The sequence below is a fragment of the Acidimicrobiales bacterium genome (assembly GCA_016716005.1).
In the GTDB taxonomy this organism is placed as follows: Bacteria; Actinomycetota; Acidimicrobiia; order Acidimicrobiales; family JADJXE01; genus JADJXE01.
On the sequence record JADJXE010000001.1, the window covers coordinates 654,989 to 674,149 of the forward strand.

Genomic DNA, 19,161 nt, shown 5'->3' on the forward strand with positions numbered 1-19,161 from the left:
CGGGGCGGGCCGCGACGGGCTACGGACGCGGGCGGGAGCCGTAGTCGCCGAAGGGCTCGTCGCGCTCGCGCACCGCTCGCCGCCAGCCCACCTCCTGCGACCGGGCCACGAAGTCGAGGCCCTCCCGGGTGTTGCGGGCCACCCCGTCGAACAGGCACGAGATCAGCCGTGATCGGTCCGGCGCGTACGCCTGGCGGGCGACGTCGTTGCAAGCCAGCTTCACCATCTGGAGCTGGTTGAGGGGCAGCCGGGCCATCCGCTGGGCGAGGGCCGCCGTGTGGGCCAGGAGCTCGTCGTCGGGCACGCACTCGAGGATCATCCCGATGCGGGCGGCCTCGGGGGCGGGCAGCTCGTCGCCGGTCAGCAGGTAGCGCTTGGCCCGCTCGAGGCCGAGCCGCGCCACCCACACCCACGTGGCCTCGGGCACGCCCCACACCCGCGCGGGCGGGTAGCCGAACGTGGCCGACTCGCCGGCCACGATGAGGTCGGCGTTGAGGATCATGTCGGTGCCGCCGGCCACGCACCACCCCTGCACGGCCGCGAGGGTCGGCTTGGTGATGGTGTGCAGCAGGGCGAACGTCTCGGCGAACCGCCCGATCATCGTCAGGTCGGCCATCGAGTCCCACACGTGCCCCGAGGTCGCACCGGTGGCCGAGCCGGCGGTGCTCCAGTCGAGACCGAACCCGGCGCAGAAGGCCGGACCCTCGGCCCGGACCAGCACCACCTTCACCGCGGGGTCCCGGTCGGCGCCGCGCAGGGCGTCGCCCAGCTCGTCACGAAGCTCGGGGGTGATGGTGTTGTAGGCCCCGGGGCGACACAGCACCAGGTGCCGCACCGCCCCTTCGTCGTCGATGCGCACGGCGTTCACGGCCGCCAGCGTGGCAGCCGGAGCCGCCGGCCCGCACGCGGTCCCGGTCGGCCGGGCCGAGCCCGGGCAGACTGGCGCTGAGGAACGAGCACGCGGGGGATGCGATGGCCTGGCGAGAAGGTGGCGAGCTGGCGAGGAAGACCTGGGGCCTCGTGAAGGAGCACCGCGTCCTGCTGTCACTGGTCGTCCAGGGGGCAGTGGTCGCCACGGTGATGCTCGCCGTAGGCGGCATCCCTGCGGGCGCGGTGCTCTCCGCCGACGACGCGAGCACCCCGGCGGCGATCGCGGCCGCGACCATCGCCCTGGTGGCGGTCTACCTGGCCACACTCACCGGCATGGTGTTCGCCGGCGCGGTGGCGTGGGCCGCCGATCGCATCCTCGCCGGCCACCCCGACCCCACCAGCGCCGAGGCCAGGAGCGCGGCGATGCAGCACCTGGGCGCGCTGGCCGGGTGGGCGGCCATCACCATGGCGGTCGGCTGGCTCCTCAGCGCCCTGCGGGGCGACGGCGGGGGCAACGCCTTCGTCGCCATCCTCCGCCTGGTGGTCAGCGCCGCCATCGCCGTGACGTGGGCCTTCGCCACCTTGTTCGCGGTGCCGGCCATCGTGCTCGACGGGGTCGGACCCATCGAGGCCATCAAACGGTCGGCCCGGTTGTTCAAGGAGCGATGGGGCACCGAGGTGTCGGGCACGTTCCGACTGGGCGTGCGGATCTCGCTGCTGTTCGTGCTCCCCGGCCTGGTGCTGCTGGTGGCGGGCGTCGTGCTGCTGCTCAACGGCGAGGTGGTGGCCCTGGGGGTCGCGCTGGCCGCCGCGGGGGTCGCCCTGCTCATCGTCGGCGGCCTGCTGTCGAGCACCGTGCGCGCCGTGTTCGGCGTGGCCATGTACCGCTACGCGGAGCAGGGCGAGTCGGTGGGGGTGTTCAGCGCCGCCGAGCTGGCCGGCGCGGTGCGGACGCGGCGCTGACCGCTCAGCCCTCCGGCCGGACGCCGGCCCGCATGGCCGCGGCCGACACCCCTGCGGTGGCGGCCACGACGCGGAAGGCGGCCCTGGTGACCTGGCGCAGGCTGGGGACGTGCACCTTGTCGGGCAGGTCGGCGGCGTCGAAGAGGTACCAGGGCGCGGTCAGGTAGTTGACGAGGGGCACGCCCTCGTCGTGGAAGTGGCCGCCGTCGGTCGTCGGCCGCACCCCCAGGGCCGTCGGGGTGAGGATCAGCGAGCGGTCGACCGCCTCGGCCACGACGGCGTCCCACACCGCCCGCTCCAGCCAGGGGTTCTCGCTGGTGAACCACCAGCGGGGCACGGCCCGGTCGTCGGGCACCAGCTCGCCGTCGACGTCCGGGCACTCGCGGGCGGCGTGCTCCAGGTGCACCTCCAGCACGATGCGCGCCAGCTCGTCGCGGTGGCGTCGGATGAAGGCCTGGGTGCCCCGGCCGCCCGTCATGTGGGCCGCGTTGGCGGTGAACACCAGGCGGTGCGGGCGGTCGTGGCGGTCGACGGCCGCCCACGCCTCGGCCTGGGCCAGCAGCAGGGCGAGGCCCGACGCGTCCTCCACGGCCGAGCGCCAGGGGCCGTCGTGGTGGGTGCCCACCACCACCCACTCGTCGTCGGCGCCGGGCAGCTCGCCCACCACGTTGTGGCTCGTCGTGGTGCTGCGCTCGGCGTCGACGGCCACCATGGCCGGCACCTTCCCCCCGCCCAGCAGGGACAGCAGCCGGTCGCCGTCGGCGGCCCCCACGTACACCCCCGGGATGGGTCGGGGCTCACCGTCGTAGGGCACGTAGTACTGGCAGCCGCCGCCGGGGTAGTTGCGCAGGATGCCGACGTAGGCAACCGCGCCGGCTGCGACGGCCGGGTCCATCGTCGCCTGGACCTCGGGGGCGAAGGGCAGCACATGGGTGCCGCCCGCGAAGTTGCCGCCCGGGTCGTGGGCCCAGCCGGCCTCCTGCGCCGCGCGGGCCGGGCCGGCATCGGCGAGGGGTCGGGCCCGCCGGCCGGCCACCGGGAACGCCGGGGGCAGCTCGACCAGGGCGAGCTCGTACACCGCCACCTTCCCCCGCACCGCACCCGGGTGGGCCGGGTCGTAGCGGGCCAGCTCGCCGGCCACCCGGGCCGGCTCGCTGAACGGCACGGCCGAGCAGGCCACGTCGACGAACCCGGTGCCGACCTGCACCCGCAGGCGGGCCGATCGGTCCTCCCAGTAGGGGGTGTGCACGGGCTCCAGGCGCACCCGCTCGAGGCCCAGGCTCTCGAACCGCGCCGCGAGGTGCTCGATGGCCCGCTGGTCGGCCGGGTAGCCGGGGCGGCGCACCCCCCACGAGGCGATCTCCTCGATGGCGGCCAGCATGACCTCGACGTCGGGGTCGGGCAGGTGGCGCAGGGCGGGCGGCGGCGCGTCGATCCACCGATGATGCCGCGGCCCGGCGTGCCGTGCCGGCCCGCCGCCGTTCTGTGCACCGCACACGCCGGGATCCGGCCGGCCGCTGGCGTGCACGGAACCCGATCGGGACAGCCCGGCTCGGCGCTACCGTGCGACCATCCGCACCAGACGAGACCCGACGGCCGCCGAACACCTGCACGCCGAGCACGGGCTCGGCGCGCTGGCCCGCACGTACCGGCCCATCGAGCTCGACCCCGTGGCCGTGGCCGACCGAGGAGGGTCTCGCCGGTGGAGCTGACACCGGTCGGCACCGTGCGGGGCGGCCGCACCGAGCCGGTCGACGACGACTGGGGCCCGGTCGAGGCCACCATCGAGCTCGACGGCCGGTTCACCCCCGACGCCCTCGTCGGCCTCGACGGGTTCTCGCACCTCGACGTGGTCTACCTGTTCCACCTGGTCGCCCCGGCCGAGGTCACGACGGGGGCCCGCCACCCGCGCGGCCGCACCGACTGGCCGGAGGTGGGGATCTTCGCCCAGCGGGGCAGGGCCCGGCCCAACCGCCTCGGGGTGTGCACCTGCGAGCTGCTCGGCGTGGACGGGCTGCGCGTGCGGGTGCGGGGGCTCGACGCCATCGACGGCACCCCCGTCCTCGACCTCAAGCCCTACCTGGAGGAGCTCGCACCCCGCGGGCCCGTGCGAGAGCCGGCCTGGGTCCGGGAGCTGATGGCCGGGTACTGGTAGGGCGCCGGGACGGCCGCGGCGGCCTCCGGGCGAGTCACGTAGCCTGCGGTCATGGGGCACGTGACGGCGGCTCTTCCGTCCGGTGCGGAGCGATGACGGCCGTCCGCAGGAACGGGGCTGGGGCTGGGCAGGAACGGTCGAGCAGTTCCTCGGCGCCCCCGACCAGCGCTCGCTCGACGACCTGAGCCCGACGCCGCCAGGATCGCCCGAAGGCGCCCGGGGTCGGCCGGATCCGCGCGGCCGCGAGCCGGTCCGCGCCGAGCAGGAAGCGCTCGATCTCGCCCTCGGGAAGCCGGTTGTAGGCGACGACCTGACCGGCCCACAGCCGCTCGACGAGGGGCCGCACCAGTGTCGACAGCTGGAGCAGCTCGCGCCCCACGCCCGGACGGAGCCTGATCTCACAGCGGAAGCCGGGCCGGCGAAGGTCGGCCCGCCTCACGGTCTCGTCCCAGTCGGTCTCGTAGATGAACGGGTCGTCGGCACCCTGCAGGCGCTGGAGTCGGGGCAGGGGCATCTCGACGAGCTTCCACTCGATGTCGCCGATCAGGCGCTCCACCCGGTCGGGGGCCAGGGCCCGGGCCTCGGCCAGGGTGAGCTGCGGGCGCTCGTCGATCCCCTCTCGCAGGCCGCGGATCCTGGTGACGATCTCGGCCTGGCCCGTGTGCGACTGGCGCAGCACCGAACCGGTCGCCGGGTACGGCACCGCCTGGTTCCAGTAGAGCTCGATCACCCGCTCGGCCAGCGCCCGCACCGGGATCGCCTCGGGCGGACCGCCGTCGGGGTCGGAACGCCGCATGACGGCATCGAGGATGGCCAGCAGCAGGGCGTACTTGTAGGTGGTCGAGCGGCTCGCCCCGTCGAGCAGGGCGAGCAGCCGCTCACCGAACGTCGCCTCCGCCGCCATCGCCCCGCCTTCCGCCCGGACCCGTCCGCTCAGGCCGCACCGCCCTCGGCCGCGTCCCCGCCGTCGTCGCGGTAGAGCGTGGCGATCGGCCTCCCCTCCTCCAGCACGGTGTCGGCCGCCCACCACGCCCGCATCCAGCACGTCCACGCGACGTGTGCGAGGTGGCGCCGCCGGTCGGGCTGCGCCAGCGCCGCTGGCAGGAAGCCCCGGAAGCAGACCTCGGCGACGTCTCCCCCGGAGACGTGCCACGCCCCGTCGAGGCCGAAGCCGGTCGGCTGGGTCAGCTCGTCACGGTTGAGCCGGGTGCACAGCGCCAGTGCGGCTCGCCGGTCCTCCACCAGGGGCAGCACGACGGCCACCTGCAGGCCGGGGCCGAGCGTGCCGTGGGCGTGGCCCGAGCCGAGCAGCACCGACGCCGTCACCGCAGGCTCGTCGTCGGCGGGCGGCGGACGAAGGTCGAGCTCGCCGGAGAGCGCCGTCTCGTGCGCGAACACCCGATCCCACGGAACGTCGCCGCTGACCTCGAGGTGGGCGAAGTCGGCGCTGTCGAACGGCGGGGCGTCCGCCCCTGCGGCGGCGACCTGTCCGAACAGCGTCGCCGCCACCGTGTCGGCCTCGGCGCCGTCGTCGCCGGCCTTCGCCACGACACCGTCGAGCTGGTCGGCGAGCACGTCGGCGGTCACGTCGGCCTGGTACGCGACCGTCGCCGCCCGGCCGGCGAACGAGGGCACCGTCCATCCCTGGGTCTCGTTGCACCACGCAGTCGCGGCCAGGACCACCTGCCGGGCGCGGGGGTCCCACACGAAGGCCCCGATCCCCGCCCGGGCGTTGGCCTCGGCCAGCACCTCGTCCACGACCTCGCGCGGCGAGCGGACGCGACCCACCACTCGGGTGACCGCGGCCAGCCGCACCACCGGTGCCTCGAGGGCCCACCCGGGCGACGAGGCGCTGAGCAGCGTGGCCAGCCGGCCGGTGCGCCACCGCACCGCCCGCTCGGCTCGCTCCAGCGCGCCGTCGCCGATCCCGAGCCGGCCGACCACCTCGCCCAGCAGCAGCGGCCCCAGATCGGGCGTGCCGGCGGGGTTGGGGAGCCCCAGGGTGAGCCAGGGCGGCCGGTCGTCGTCCTCGGTGGGGGCGAGCTCGTCGAACATCACGGCGCCACCTCGGCCTCGGCGGCCAGGACCGACAGCCGGCGGACGGTCGACGCGAAGTCCTCGACCAGCACCTCCGCACCGGCGTGGCCGTCGAGCCGCTCGGTGAAGACGCTGCGCAGGCTCTCGTAGTACCAGCGCTGCTCCTCGGGGCCGGCGTTGAACCGCTTCCAGAACGGGGGTCCCAGCGCACGGGCGTCGGCGACGATGGCGCGGGCGTTGGCCAGCTTGTCGGCGAGGGAAACGACCAGCACCCTCGTGTCCGCCCCCCGCAGGTGCGCCACGTAGGCCTCCTTGCGGGCCAGCCACGACTCCGGGTCCCGGGCCTGGCCGGGAGTGCCGTCGGTGCAGGCCTCCACGATGGCCAGCACGTCCCCGCCGAACCGGTGCTCGATCAGCGCTGGCGTGATCCGGTCGGGCACGTCCTCCAGGGCGTCGTGGAGGAGGGCGGCGATGGCCTGGGGCTCGTCACCCCCGGCCGACAGGGTGAGCGCCGCCACCTCCAGCAGGTGCGCCACGTAGGGGATCTCGGTGCCCTTGCGGTACGTGCCCGCGAAGGACTCGCGCACCAGCCTGACCGCGCAGTCGAACGACTCACCGAGCACGCCGCCTCCTCACCTCCACCTCGGGACGCGCCCCGCAGCGCGCCCACGACCACACCGTACGCACCGGGTGTGTCAGCAACGGCGCTGCTGAAGGCGTCCTCGGTCGGGCGTCCGTCGGTAGCCTCCGGCGATGACCGACGCGCCCGGCTCTCCCCTCGCTCCGTCCTACGCCGTGGCCAGGCGGCGCTTCCTCGCCGCGGCAGCGTCTGCTGGGGCGGGCGTCACGACGCATCGCCATCCGATGACCGGGCCCCGCGGCGAGGAGCTGGCCGTCGACGTCGCCACCGTCGGGCCCGACGGCACCGCCGACGCGGTGCTGGTGGTTTCGGGCACCCACGGCGTCGAGGGGTTCGCGGGCTCGGCCCTCCAGCACTGGTGGCTGACGACCGCCGTCGGCCAGCGGCCCGCCGACGTCCGTGTGGTGCTGCTGCACGCGTTCAACCCGTACGGCTTCGCCTGGGTGCGGCGGGCCAACGAGGACAACGTCGACCTCAACCGGAACTTCGTCGACTGGGCCGAGCCGACCCCGACCAACGACGGCTATGGCGAGCTGGCCGACCTGCTCGTGCCCGAGACGTGGACCGAGGAGGCGCAGGAGGAGACCACCGCAGCCCTGCTCGCGCTGGCCGAGCGGCTCGGCCTCGACACCATGCAGGCGATCATCAGCGGCGGCCAGTACCACCACCCGACCGGCGTGTTCTACGGCGGCACCGGCCCGGTGTGGTCGCACGCCCTCCTCCGCGACCACCTCGCCGGCCTGCTCGTCGGGCACGAGCGGCTGGCGATCATCGACCTGCACACCGGGCTCGGGCCCTGGGGCCACGGCGAGCTGATCTCCCACGAGTCCGTCTCCGAGCCGGGCTACGCCCGGGCGACGTCGTGGTGGGGGGACGTGCGCTCCATGATCGACGGCGACAGCGTCTCGGCCACCGTGGTCGGCGACTGGCTGGCCCGGGTGGGCGACTGGCTCCCGGGCACCGAGGTCACGGCCGCGGCGCTGGAGTTCGGCACGATCGACCCGATCACCGTGCTGCAGGCCCTGCGGGCCGACGCCTGGCTGCACGCCCACGGCGACCCCACCGGCCCGGCCGCCGGGCCGATCCGCTCCCAGGTGCGCGCCGCCTTCGCCGACGACGACCCGGCCTGGTTCGACACGATCCGCCCCCGCTTCGACGAGGTGCTCCAGGCCGCGTTCGCGCGGCTGGGAGGGGCCTGACCGAGATCCGCGCCGCCGGCCGCCGTCAGCCAGCGCCTCAGCCGATGACGGCGGCCGCGAACGACACGGCCATGGCCGCCAGCACCAAGGTGACGGTGGCGGCGATGTACAAGCGGGTCTGATGGGCCAGCTGCAGGTCGAGGTGCCCCCGTAGCTCGGCGAACTCGCCCCGTAGCTCGGCGAACTCACCCCGTAGCTCCGCCATGTCACCCCGGAGCTCGGCCCGCACGAGAACGAGCTCGCTGCGCAGCACGTCGTTGGTGACCAGGTCGGACCAGCCGACGGGCGGCACAGCCGTCATGAGCAGTGCCGCCTCGTCAGGCCCGAGCGCTTCCTCCAAGCGGCGGTGGAGCCGAAGCCGTTCGGCGTCGGTGAGCGCCATGATGTCCTCCTGCGGTGATGACCGTGCGGAGGGGGAAGCACCGCCACATGGTACCGGGAGGGTGTCGCAGCCTTGCCGGACCACCCCCGGTTCGGCCCGTCGGCGACCCCCTCCACGTCCCTGCCGCACCGACGAGGCAGAATCGGCCCGCAACGCCGCGGAGGGAGGTGACGTGGTCCACCGTGTGGCACCGCCACGACGGCGACGGCACCTCGCCGCCGTGCGACCGCTCCGACCCGCCGTCCTCGTCCTCGCCACGCTGCTCGTGGCCGCTGGCTGTTCCTCGTCGGACGACGCCGGCCCCACGACCGCAGCGCCGACCACCACTGCGCCCCCCGCCGATCCCGTCACCGTCACCGTCTTCGCCGGTGGCGATGCGGGCTACGACACCTTTCGGATCCCGGTCGTCGTCGCCACCGCCGACGGCGGGCTGCTCGCCTTCGCCGAGGGGCGCGGCTCGACCTCCGACGATGGCGACGTCGACCTCGTGCTCAGGCGCAGCGACGACGGCGGCCGCACCTGGGGGCCGTTGCAGGTCGTCGTCGACGACGGGCCGGACTTCGCCGGCAACCCGGCACCGGTGGTCGACGCCTCCACGGGCCGCGTGCTGGTGCCCTTCATCGCCAAGGCGGGCACCGACGAGGAGATCGAGATCGTCCTCGGCACGAGCGAGGGGACGAGCCGGGTGCTGCTGACCACCAGCGACGACGGCGGCGCCACGTGGAGTGCGCCGGTCGACCTCACGGCGCAGGTGAAGCGGCCGGAGTGGCGCTGGTACGCCGTCGGGCCCGGCCACGCCATCCAGCTGCGGCACGGCCCGCATGCCGGGCGCCTCGTGGTGCCGGCCAACCACTCCGACCCGGCCCGGGGCTACGGCGCCCACCTCGTCCTGAGCGACGACGGCGGCGCCACGTGGACGATCGGCGCCGTCGACACCCCAGCGGGGGGCGACCGCCATCCCAACGAGAGCACGGCGGCGGAACGGCCCGACGGCACCGTCTACGTCAACGCCCGCGACCAGGACGGCACCGACGCGTGGCACCGCCTCGCCGCCACGTCGAGCGACGGCGGCGCGTCGTTCGACGCGCCCTTCACCGACGTCGTCGGGCTCGTCGCGCCGGTCGTGCAGGCGTCGGTGCTCGCCGTCGACGACGGGGCGGTGCTGCTGCTGTCGGCGCCCAGCGCGCCCGACGCCCGCTTCGACCTCCGGGTGCGGCGATCCCTCGACGGCGGCGCCACGTGGAGCACCGGCGCGCTCGTCCAGGGCGGCCCGGCCGGCTACTCCGACCTCGTCGCGCTGACCGACGGCACGATCGGGGTGCTGTACGAGACGGGTGACACGGAGGCCGCCGAGCGCATCGACCTGGCCCTGCTGCCCGGGGCCTGGCTGGAAGCCAACGACACCGCCGCCACCTGAGACCGGGTGGCGGGGGGTCGGCTGCGGGGCCGGCCAGCGGGGCGCCCACCTCGCTGGCCACCACGTCCGCCAGCGCGACACACCCCCGTCGCATGGTGCTCGTGCCGCACCGAGGTGCCTCCTGGCCCAGGCCGCCCGTTGTCGGTTCCACCCAGGAGCGGGACAATGCAGGTCGATGAGCGTGCTCGCCTTGCTCTCCACCGGAGTCTCGAGGCGTCGCTGGCGCTGACGAGGCAGCCACGCTGATGGCCCTCCTCCCCCCGGCGGCCTGGGCCGACGTGACCACGAAGCAGGATCTCGAGAGCCTGCGCGTCGAGCTGAGAGGCGACATCGCCCTGCTGCGGGGCGAGGTGCACCGACAGACGGGCGCCGTGCGCGACGAGATCGGAGCGGTCCGCCAGGAGATCGCCGTCACCTTCGGACAGCTCGTCGGCCAGCAGCGGACGCTCTTCTTCGCCATGCTCGGCGTGGTGTTCGCCGTCGCCGCGCTGGCATTCGGCCTCGCCGGGCTCACCTGAGAGCGGCCAACACCCCGGCTACTCGTCGAGGCCGAGCAGCGTCCGCAGGCGGGCCGGGCGCATCGTGACGGCGAAGGAGCCGGGCTCCCACTCGGGGAAAGAAGCGATGAGCCCTCCAGCTCCTCGCGGCGGGTCGGGTCGGCGGCGGCCTGGCGCGGGGTGAGGCCGCCGAGGGCGGGGACCGACTCATCGCACCAGCGCTGCTCGAACCGATCGGCGATGGCCTCGCAGGGCGGCGCGCTCCTCCTCGTTGCGCGGCACGAACAGGTCCGTCGACCCGGCCGGGCCGCCTGACCCGGCCCGGGTCGCCAGCTCCTCCGCCCGCACGGGCGTGCGCTCGTCCTCGACGACCCGCGCGCCGGGGATCGCACCGAGCACCGTGTCGAGCACGGCGTCGAGGCGCCCCTCGCTCATCGTCTCCACCGTGATCGTGCGATCCGCGAAGCGGATCCAGGCCCGCACCACGGTCTCCCACTCCCCCAGCTCGTGGCGGTCGAGCCAGGTGTCGCCGCCGACGTCCTCGTCCAGCTCGTAGCGCTCGTCGAGCACCAGAGCGGCGGCGCTGGCCGAGGGCACCTCGATCTCGGCCCGGCACGCCACCAGCGGCTCGTTCTCGCGGGTGAGCAGCGTGGGCGGCCGCTCGGCCGCGGCGAGGTAGCCCAACAGCTCGGCCGGGTCGTCCTCCAACAGCTCGAGCACCTGTCGCTCCGTGCCGGGTGACACCTCGAACACTCGAGCCCGGCGGCCAGCAGGCGCTGAGCCGCGGACCACGTCTCGGGTGGCTCGCCGCCAGCGATCTGGTTGGCCAGCGCCTCGCGCACCACGGCCCGCAACCGGCCTCCCGGCTGGTCGATGGCGTCGCCCATCTCCCGCTCGATGAGCAGCGAGCGGTCGTCCGGGTCGTCGGGGTCGTCGCCTTCGGGCACCTCTGCGAACAGCAGCGCAACCTTCGCCGGGTCCATCACCCGCACGCTGGGACGCCGTTCGGGGTTCACGCCCCGGTCGACCGGGCAGACCACGTCGCCGGGGCCTGCACCCTCGCGGTCACAGGTGGCCCGGCCACGCCGGGTCGGCATCGGGGTGACGGCGGCGGCCGGCCAGGCGGGCCGCCGTTCTGTGCACCGGCAGTGCCGCAATGCGATCGTCCCGGTGCACAGAACGGGAGGCCGACACGAGGTCGTCGATCCCCTCAGGGCCCCTGCGGCCCGGTTCCCTCCCCGGCGAGCCGTTCGTACGCGGCCGCCAGCACGTCGGCCACCGGCCGGCCCCAGGCTCGCCGCTCCAGCGGGGCGAGCCGCTCGGGCGCGGCCGCCGACGGGCCGGGGGACGTGCGCGCGTCGTCGAGGCCCGGGCCGGCGCGGTACCAGGTGTCGGGATCGGCTTCGACGACCACCCCGTCGGCCGGCGGGGTCACCCCGTCGGGCCACCACGGCGCCGGGCGGCCCACCACCGGGGCCGGCGCCGCGACGCCCCCGGGGCCGTGGCCGGCGGTCCCCCGCCGCTGTCGGAGCCCGGCCAGCAGCTCGACGCGCCCGCGACCGCGCAGCAGCAGCACCGCGAAGGGGTCGTCGTCGAGGCGCTCGGCCAGCAGGTAGAGGGTGGCGGCCAGGTGCTTGCACGGGTTCTCCCAGTCGGGGCAGCTGCACGAGGCCCGCAGCTCTCCCCACGACTGCGGCAGCAGCGCGACGCCCGTCTCGGCGGTCACCACGTCCTCGAGGTCGGGCGGGAGCTCACCGTCGAGGAGCCGGGCGGCGAACGCGGCCCGGGCGGCCAGGCGATCCTCGAGGCGCTCCCAGGTGGCATCGTCGAACACGGGCACCTCGACGACGCAGCGGTAGGGGGTCGGCCGGGACCCCTGCACCACCGCCTCGATGCGCCCGGGCACCACGCCCAGGGAGCGCACCTGGCCGGCCCTGGCGTAGCGCCGGCCCCGGCTCATCCGCGCCCCGAGTCCGTACGACTCGAGCACGGCCACGAAGCGCCGCGACCACCACTGCTCGCCGATGCCGCCTCGCTGGCTGCGCGCCACCAGGCCGCCGTCGACGGGCAGGGGTCGCGACGGTGGCCAGCCGCTCGCCCACCGGCCGGGCCCCCCTCCCTGACCGCGGCCGGCCATCACACCGCCTCGGCCACGGCGTCGGCCGACAGGACGACCAGCTCGCGCAGCTCGTCGGTGCCGAGCTCGGTGAGCCAGCGCTCCCCCGTGCCCACCACCCGGTCGGCCAGCGCCCGCTTGGTCGCCATCAGGGCATCGATGCGCTCCTCCACGGTGCCCATGCACACCAGCGTGCGCACCTGCACCTGGCGGCGCTGGCCGATCCGGTAGGCCCGGTCGGTGGCCTGGTCCTCCACGGCCGGGTTCCACCAGCGGTCGAGGTGCACCACGTGGTTGGCGGCGGTGAGGTTGAGCCCGGTCCCGCCCGCCTTGAGCGACACCACCAGCACCGGCGGACCGTCCGCCGCCTGGAAGCGATCGACCAGCTCGTCGCGAGCGGCCTTGCGCACGCCGCCGTGCAGCCAGAGCACCTGCTCGCCCAGGCGTCGCTCGAGGTAGGGGGCGAGCAGGTGGCCCCACGCCGCGAACTGGGTGAAGCACAGGGCCCGCTCGCCGGCGGCGAGCACCTCCTCCAGCAGCTCCTCGACACGGGCCAGCTTGCCGGACCGACCGACGAGGGGTGAGCCGTCGGCCAGCAGCTGGGCCGGGTGGTTGCAGACCTGCTTCAGCCTGGTCAGCCCGGCCAGCACGACACCCCGGCGCTGCTGGCCCTCGGCCTCGTCGGCCCTCCGGAGCATCTCGTCGACCACGGCCCGGTAGAGCGACGCCTGCTCCCGGGTGAGGCTGCAGCGCTCGGTGAACTCGAGCTTGTCGGGCAGGTCGGCGATCACGGTCCGGTCGGTCTTCAGCCGCCGGAGCACGAAGGGACGGGTGACGCGCCGCAGCAGCTCGGCCGCCTCGTCGTCGCGGTGGCGCTCGATGGGCACGGCGAAGCGCTCCCGGAAGGCGGTCGCCGAGCCGAGCAGGCCCGGGTTGAGCACATCCATCAAGGCCCAAAGCTCGGACAGGCGGTTCTCCACCGGCGTGCCCGTCAGCGCCACGCGCCGCCCCGCCGACAGGCGGCGAACGGCCTGGGCCTGCTTGGTGCCCGGGTTCTTCACGTACTGCGCCTCGTCGAGCACCACCCGGCCCCACGCGACGGCGGCGAACAGGGCGGCGTCGCGGGCCAGCAGGGCGTACGTGGTCAGGACGACATCGACCTCGCCGGCCCGCTCGGCGAAGGCGACGGGGTCGACCCGCCGCCGCGACCCGTGGTGCACCTCCACCCGCAGCGCCGGCGTGAACCGCTCGGCCTCCCGCTGCCAGTTGCCCAGCACCGACATGGGCGAGACCACCAGCGTGGGCCCACCGACCGGATCGGCGACGACGTGGGCGAGGAGCTGGGGGGTCTTGCCCAGACCCATGTCGTCGGCCAGGCAGGCCCCCAGGCCGAGCCGGCCGAGGAACCCGAGCCAGCCCACGCCCCGCTCCTGGTAGGGACGGAGCTCGCCGTGGAAGCCCGACGGCGTGGGTACGGGCTCCACGCGCTGGTGCGCCACGTCGTCGAGGAGCGAGGCCAGCCACCCCTCGGCCCGCACCCCCAGCACCGGGAGGTCGCCGGGGCCGGCGGCGAGGCCGGCTCCGGCCCCGGGGAGGCCGAGGTCGAGGCGCACCAGCTCGGCCAGCTCCCCCGGGGCGGCGGGCCGCTCCAGCAGCCGGCGGGCCGCGGCCAGGTCGCCGGGGCCCAGCTCCACCCACTGGCCCCGCACCCGCACGAGGGGCGCCTTGGCCGCGGCCAGCTCGTCGAGCTCGTCCTCGGTGAGCGCCTCCTCGCCCAGCGCCACCTCCCACGAGAACTCGGCCGCGGCGAGCAGGTCGAGGCCGCTGGCCGTCACGGCCGTCGTGCCGGGCGGCGACGCCGCCGACGACCGGGCGTGGAGCCGGGCGCCGAGCCGGGGGCGCCGCAGCCACCACGACGGGAGCAGCACCCCGATCCCCGCCTGCTCGAGCAGGGGCGCGGCGGCCACGAGGAACCGGTGCGCCTCCTCCACGGCGAGATCGGCGCCCTCGGGGCGGGCCACGTCGAGCGACGCCGCCAGGTCGGGGCAGAGGCGCACGGCCCGGCCGAGGGCACCGAGGACACGTTCGTCGAGATCGGGCACCTCGGCCCGAAGCCGGCCGACGGCGCGGGGCACCCGCCGGCCGGTCGCCCACAGCCTGCCCAACGGCAAGAGCAGGCTCGGGTCGGACGCCGGCTGCACCAGGTACTCGAGCCACCAGCGCTGCCCGCCGCCACCACCGCCGGTCTCGAGGCCGGTCTCGCCCACGGTCTCCACCGCGGCGCCGGTCTCGCCCACGGTCTCCGTGGCGGCGCCGGCCTCTGCCTCGGGCGGCGGCTCCAGGCGCAGCACCAGGCGAACCGGGCCGGCGTCGGGGAGGCCCGAGCGCACCCAGGCGCTGACCTCCGCGAGCAGGCGCTCGAGCGCCGCCCGATCGAGCGGGAAGCCGGGCGACGAGGCCAGCACGGGGTCGGCTCCGATCAGGGACGTAAGCCAGGCCGCCGTGACCCGCTCGTCGGGTCCGCGGCGAGGGCGGGCGCGGGGCGGATCCAGCCGCACCCCGTCGAGGCGTGCCCGGCAGGCGGCGTCGACCAGCGCACCCAGGATCTCGGCCGTGCTCGTCGCGCGGTCACCACCGGCCACGCTGGCCGGCACCGAGGCGACGAGGGCGCGCAGGCGCGCCACCTCGCCGGCGCCCGGCACCGGCCACCAGCGGGCCTCGGCCCGGCCGTCGTCGTGCAGCACCAGCCCGGGAGCCACCGCTCCGGCCGCGGCCAGGTCGTCGGCCAGGGCGGCCACGGCCAGCACCCATCGCAACGAGTCGGCGGCCCACCGGCTCACCGGTGCATCCCCGTCGAGCAGCCCCAGGAGCCACGGCAGGGCCGAGGCGGGATCGACCAGCAGGGCCGGGACCACCTGCGTCTCGGGTCGCCGACCGCCGGGCCGGGCCAGGAGCAGCGGCACCTCGGCCGATCGGGCTGCGGCCGGGCCGTCGCCGAGCGTCCCGAGCAGCGTCGACCGGGACGCCGACGGCGGCCGGCGGCGCGGCATTGGTCCCGTCGTGCGACCCCAGAGCGCGATGCACCCGTCCGACCACGCGGCTTCGACGACGACGGGCCCGCTCATCAGACCACCCGGCCGATCACCCGCACGGTCGGCGAGCCTGGCACAACCCGTCGGCGAGCCCGGCGCAGCCGAGCGGTTGGTGCGCTCGCGCCGATGGACCCGGGACCTCCGCCCCTGCCGCGGCACGACCCGACAGCGCGCACCATGGCGTGGGCGCGCACGGCGCGCACGGCGACGGAGGCAGCCCATGGAGATCGGAGCGGCCCACGGGGGACGGGCCCGGCCGCGGCCCGGGCCGACCACCCTCGGCGTGCTCGCCGTCCTCGCGACCTTTGCCGCCGGCCTCGCCGCCGCCAGTGCGCCCGCCGGCGCCGAACCGCGGCCGCTTCGGGTGCTGCTCGTGGGCGACGAGGTGATGGCCCAGGCCGGGCCCGAGCTGGCGACCCGCCTCACCCGCACCGGGCTGGCCCTGGTGGTCGCCCAGGCGGCCCGACCGGGCACGGGGATGGCCGGCACCTTCGACTGGCCCGCCGAGCTCGACCGCCTCCTCGACGCCACGGGCGCCGAGCTGGTCGTCGCGCACTTCGGCGGGGCCGACACCCCGCCGTGGGCGCCCGGGCCCGACGGCGCGCCGGCGGCACCGGGCTCTCCGGCGTGGCTCAACCGCTGGGGCAGCGGCGTGCTGGCCCTGATGGACGTGGCCACGGCCCACGACGCCCGCGTGCTCTGGGTGGTGCCGCCGCCCGACGGCGACCCGGCCCGGGCCATCACCACTGAGATGATCGCCGTCGGCCAGCAGGCGCTCCTCGCGTCGTACCCGGGCCGGGTCTCCTTCGCCGACGCCCGCCGGCGGCTGGCCGGGCCCGACGGCGGCTTCACCGCGACCGTCCCCGGGCCCGGCGGCGCCACCATGGCCCTGCGCGCAGAGGACGGCTACGGGCTGGCCCCCGAAGGTGCCCACCGGCTGGCCGAGCTCGTGGCCGACCAGATCATCCGGGAGTGGTGCCTGGATCCGACGGGCTCGGGCTGCGTGCCCTCGTTCGGCGGACCGCCACCCACCCCGGTGGCCCCCGCGGGCCGGCCGCGTGTGCTGCTGGTCGGCGACAGCATCGCCTTCCAGGTGGCGCCCCGCCTGCAGGCGCTCCTCGAGGGCAGCGGCCGGGCGTGGGTGCACGCGGCCCACCACTCCACCGCCGGGCTGGTGTCGTCGAGCTACGACTGGGCCGCCCGCATCCGCGCCGAAGCCGAGGCGTTCCGACCCGACGTGGTGCTCGTCGACCTGGAGGGCGGCTACCGGCCCCCCTGGGTGCGCGAGGCCGGCGGCGCCGAGATCCCCCCTGGCTCCTTCGCCTACGCGGCGGAGTGGCTGCGGCGGGCCGACGACCTCACCGCGAACCTGGTGGCCGGCGGCGCCCGCGTCGTGTGGCTCCTGTCGTCCGAGCTCTACGGCCGTGACGACGGCGGGCGCCTCACCCTGGGCCCACTGTGGCACGCGCTGTCGCAGCGGTTCGGCGCCCGCGTCGACGCCCTCGACGGCTGGGAGGCCCTCGGCCGGACGACCTTGCTGCCACCCCCCGACCGCCCGGCGACCCGCCTACCCGACCTGGGTCACCTCACGGCCTACGGCGCCGACCGCTACGCCCGCCTGCTGGTGGCCGATCTGGAGGCCGACGGCTGCCTGGTCGGCCCCGGCGCCTGCGCGGCGCCGACCGCCTGACGGCCCCGCCTTCCCCGTTCTGTGCACGGGCAGGGCCGGGAGACGGCCGTTGCCACGCGCAGAACGCCGGGCCACACGGAGCGCTCCCGCCGGCGCGCCGGGCCACCCGCCCGTCACAGCACCCGCAGGGCGTCCACCACATCGAGCTCGCGGCGGCTGAGCGCCCGCAGCACGGCCACCCGCCCGTGCCGGACGACCGCCGCGCCCACCAGCACCTGGATGGCCTCGTCGAGGGCGGCCCACGGCACCTGGGCCGTCGGGTCACCCAGCCCGGGCACCGAACGCCCGAGGTCGTCGACGTGGACGCACACCTCGACCAGGCGGGTCCGGAGGTACTCGTCGAGCAGGAGGGGACGGCCCAGGGCCTCCAACCGCCGGTCGGGCGGCTCCACGTCGAGGCGCACCCGCAGCGCGGCGAGGGCCTCGGCCGCCAGGGCGGCCACACCCGCCGCGCCGGTCGCCGCCGCCTCGTCGGCCCGAGCCCGCACCCCCACGTTGAGAGCCGAGTCGGGCTCGGCCGTGCCCTCCAGGTCCCCGTAGTACGCGTCGGCACCGATCGGGTCGCCCTCCGGCGGCGGCCCGTCGAGGTACCAGCCCACCTGCAGCACCGAACGGGCCAGGTGGGCGGCCAGGGCACCCACCGTCAGGGGCGGCACGGCGCTCGGCTCGTGCCAGGCAGCCGCCACCTCCGGGCGGCCGAGGACGCCCACGGCCAGACCGGCGGCGGCCAGGTAGGTGGCCCGCACACCGCTCACGGGCCGGGCACCCGGCAGGCGTCGGCCGACAGGGGCACCGCAGGCGCCTCGTCGTCGAGGCCGAGGGCGTCGAGGGGCCCGAGGGCCCGGGCCGCCGCCCGCAGGTGGAGGTCGGAGCCGAGCGCCCCAGCCGCCGTCGCCGTCGCCGCCGCCCGACGATCGCGTGGCGCGCGGGCCGGCCGGTGGTGCTGCAGCCGTGTGTCGACGATGCCTGTCACGAGCCCATCATGGCGACCCGCCGCGTGAGGGAGCCGGCAGCTCGACCTGCTCCTCCGGCACCAGCTCCAAGCGGACGCTGACATCGGCCAGGCCGGCGTCGTCCAGCGCGGTGCGGAGCGCGTCGGGGTCGGGCGACGGCAGCGGGCCCCGGGCCCGCACCACCATGGCGCCCTCGGTCGAATCGACGGTGGCGATCCGCCACCCCGCCGGCCCCGCCCAGTCTCGGGCCACGTTGGCAACCTCGCCTCGGCGCACGGTGTCGCTGGCGACCCGCACGCTCGTCGCGGCCAGCGGCACGCTGACGGCCACCACCATCACGACCACCACCAGCACCGCCCGGCGGCGGCTCACCGGCTTCAGGATCTGGGACCTGGACGCGGCCCGGGGCACCCGGTAGAGGGCCATCACCACCACGCCGCTCAGCAGGATCGCGGCCACGTTGGTGAGGAACAGCAGCAGGGCACCGAGGGACTGCGAGGGCGCGCCTCCCTCGAGGGTGAGGCCCACCACCGCCAGCGGGGGCACCAGGGAGATGGCGATGGCCACGCCCGGCAGCGTGTCGGACACGTCGTCCCGCACCAGGGCGAAGGCGCCGACCGCGCCGGTGGCCAGGGCCGCGATCAGGTCGACCAGCCGGGGGCTCACCCGCGACGAAACCTGCGAGCTGGTGACCGCGACGACGTCGACCGGCGCCATCTTCCCGAACATCCAACCGAGGACGATCACCAGCGCGGCGCCGCCGACCACCAGCACGACGCTGCGAGCGAGGTTGGCCCGGTCGGCGACCACGATGGCCAGCACGATGCCGATGATCGGCGTCATCAGCGGGGCGACGATCATGGCGCCGATGACCGTGGCCGTGGAGTCGGCGGCCACGCCGGCCGAGGCGATCACCGCGGAGAGGGCCAGCAGCACCCAGAAGCGGCTCAGTTTGCGGCCCCGGTCGGGGCCGTCGAAGAACTGCTCTCGCATGCGGGCCAGCTGGGCGTCGGCGACAGCGGGCACGTCTCGTCCCTCCCCGGTCAGGGGCGGCTCGGCGCGAGCCGCCCGACCCGCACAGCATGGGACCCGGCTGGCCCGAGGTGGCGCATGGTGCCGACGTCGGCCCGCCGCGCGCCGGCGACGGCTC

General features: G+C 75.9%; 18 protein-coding genes. 6 read left to right on the forward strand and 12 right to left on the reverse strand.

The genetic code is table 11. The annotated features are described in order from the left end of the window. Positions 1–19: 19 nt before the first annotated feature. Positions 20–868: a crotonase/enoyl-CoA hydratase family protein gene (locus IPM45_03215; GenBank protein MBK9178581.1), complete on the reverse strand. Its 849-nt coding sequence runs from the start codon at positions 866–868 to the stop codon at positions 20–22. A 104-nt stretch (positions 869–972) separates the two neighbouring features. Between IPM45_03215 and IPM45_03220 the strand changes: the two genes are divergently transcribed. Further along, positions 973–1,833, forward strand: coding sequence for a hypothetical protein (locus IPM45_03220; protein MBK9178582.1), 861 nt, complete (start codon positions 973–975; stop codon positions 1,831–1,833). A 4-nt stretch (positions 1,834–1,837) separates the two neighbouring features. On the opposite strand, the gene IPM45_03225 is transcribed toward IPM45_03220, so the two are convergent. Next, positions 1,838–3,331 (reverse strand): hypothetical protein, encoded by a 1,494-nt coding sequence (locus IPM45_03225; protein ID MBK9178583.1) that lies wholly within the window; start codon positions 3,329–3,331, stop codon positions 1,838–1,840. Here IPM45_03225 and IPM45_03230 point away from each other — a divergent pair. Continuing rightward, positions 3,278–3,988 (forward strand): SAM-dependent methyltransferase, encoded by a 711-nt coding sequence (locus tag IPM45_03230; GenBank protein ID MBK9178584.1) that lies wholly within the window; start codon positions 3,278–3,280, stop codon positions 3,986–3,988. The two genes, IPM45_03225 and IPM45_03230, sit on opposite strands and share 54 nt — an antisense overlap. A gap of 49 nt (positions 3,989–4,037) precedes the next feature. On the opposite strand, the gene IPM45_03235 is transcribed toward IPM45_03230, so the two are convergent. From IPM45_03235 to IPM45_03245, 3 genes are read right to left on the reverse strand one after another with little or no spacing between them, the layout of a single operon-like run. Then, positions 4,038–4,892: a hypothetical protein gene (locus IPM45_03235; GenBank protein ID MBK9178585.1), complete on the reverse strand. Its 855-nt coding sequence runs from the start codon at positions 4,890–4,892 to the stop codon at positions 4,038–4,040. Positions 4,893–4,921: 29 nt separating this feature from the next. Next, on the reverse strand, positions 4,922–6,043 hold the full coding sequence (locus IPM45_03240; GenBank protein MBK9178586.1) for a hypothetical protein: 1,122 nt from the start codon (positions 6,041–6,043) through the stop codon (positions 4,922–4,924). Then, positions 6,043–6,648: an HD domain-containing protein gene (locus IPM45_03245; GenBank protein ID MBK9178587.1), complete on the reverse strand. Its 606-nt coding sequence runs from the start codon at positions 6,646–6,648 to the stop codon at positions 6,043–6,045. Before IPM45_03245 ends, IPM45_03240 begins: the two co-directional genes overlap by 1 nt. Before the next feature lie 130 nt (positions 6,649–6,778). Here IPM45_03245 and IPM45_03250 point away from each other — a divergent pair, with 130 nt between their 5' ends. Beyond that, positions 6,779–7,864, forward strand: a complete 1,086-nt coding sequence (locus tag IPM45_03250) for a DUF2817 domain-containing protein (protein MBK9178588.1) — start codon at positions 6,779–6,781, stop codon at positions 7,862–7,864. A 37-nt stretch (positions 7,865–7,901) separates the two neighbouring features. Here the strand turns inward: IPM45_03250 and IPM45_03255 are convergent, their stop codons facing one another. Then, positions 7,902–8,246 (reverse strand): hypothetical protein, encoded by a 345-nt coding sequence (locus tag IPM45_03255; GenBank protein MBK9178589.1) that lies wholly within the window; start codon positions 8,244–8,246, stop codon positions 7,902–7,904. 1 nt (position 8,247) lies between these two features. Here IPM45_03255 and IPM45_03260 point away from each other — a divergent pair, with 1 nt between their 5' ends. Together IPM45_03260 and IPM45_03265 are read left to right on the forward strand one after the other, a co-directional pair. Continuing rightward, the gene (locus IPM45_03260; protein ID MBK9178590.1) at positions 8,248–9,663 is read left to right on the forward strand and encodes an exo-alpha-sialidase; all 1,416 of its coding nucleotides are present in this window, start codon (positions 8,248–8,250) and stop codon (positions 9,661–9,663) included. Between the two features lie 245 nt (positions 9,664–9,908). Continuing rightward, positions 9,909–10,181 carry a hypothetical protein gene (locus IPM45_03265; GenBank protein MBK9178591.1) on the forward strand — a complete coding sequence of 91 codons (273 nt, stop codon included), beginning with the start codon at positions 9,909–9,911 and terminating at the stop codon, positions 10,179–10,181. 186 nt (positions 10,182–10,367) lie between these two features. Here IPM45_03265 and IPM45_03270 read toward each other — a convergent pair whose 3' ends face one another. From IPM45_03270 to IPM45_03280, 3 genes are all read right to left on the reverse strand, one after another. Next, positions 10,368–10,904 (reverse strand): hypothetical protein, encoded by a 537-nt coding sequence (locus IPM45_03270; GenBank protein ID MBK9178592.1) that lies wholly within the window; start codon positions 10,902–10,904, stop codon positions 10,368–10,370. A 466-nt stretch (positions 10,905–11,370) separates the two neighbouring features. Further along, positions 11,371–12,297, reverse strand: coding sequence for an SWIM zinc finger family protein (locus IPM45_03275; GenBank protein MBK9178593.1), 927 nt, complete (start codon positions 12,295–12,297; stop codon positions 11,371–11,373). Continuing rightward, entirely contained in the window at positions 12,297–15,590 is a 3,294-nt protein-coding gene (locus tag IPM45_03280; protein ID MBK9178594.1) for a DEAD/DEAH box helicase, read from the reverse strand. Before IPM45_03280 ends, IPM45_03275 begins: the two co-directional genes overlap by 1 nt. On the opposite strand from IPM45_03280, the gene IPM45_03285 reads away from it, so the two are divergent. Continuing rightward, complete coding sequence (locus tag IPM45_03285; GenBank protein ID MBK9178595.1) at positions 15,589–17,058, forward strand: hypothetical protein; 1,470 nt, start codon at positions 15,589–15,591, stop codon at positions 17,056–17,058. The two genes, IPM45_03280 and IPM45_03285, sit on opposite strands and share 2 nt — an antisense overlap. Before the next feature lie 113 nt (positions 17,059–17,171). Here the strand turns inward: IPM45_03285 and IPM45_03290 are convergent, their stop codons facing one another. The 3 genes from IPM45_03290 to IPM45_03300 are packed head-to-tail and all read right to left on the reverse strand — an operon-like array spanning position 17,172 to position 19,037. Continuing rightward, positions 17,172–17,804, reverse strand: coding sequence for a maleylpyruvate isomerase N-terminal domain-containing protein (locus tag IPM45_03290; GenBank protein ID MBK9178596.1), 633 nt, complete (start codon positions 17,802–17,804; stop codon positions 17,172–17,174). Positions 17,805–17,809: 5 nt separating this feature from the next. Continuing rightward, positions 17,810–18,031 carry a hypothetical protein gene (locus IPM45_03295; GenBank protein MBK9178597.1) on the reverse strand — a complete coding sequence of 74 codons (222 nt, stop codon included), beginning with the start codon at positions 18,029–18,031 and terminating at the stop codon, positions 17,810–17,812. A 7-nt stretch (positions 18,032–18,038) separates the two neighbouring features. Next, positions 18,039–19,037, reverse strand: coding sequence for a DUF389 domain-containing protein (locus IPM45_03300; protein ID MBK9178598.1), 999 nt, complete (start codon positions 19,035–19,037; stop codon positions 18,039–18,041). Between the last annotated feature and the right edge of the window lie 124 nt (positions 19,038–19,161).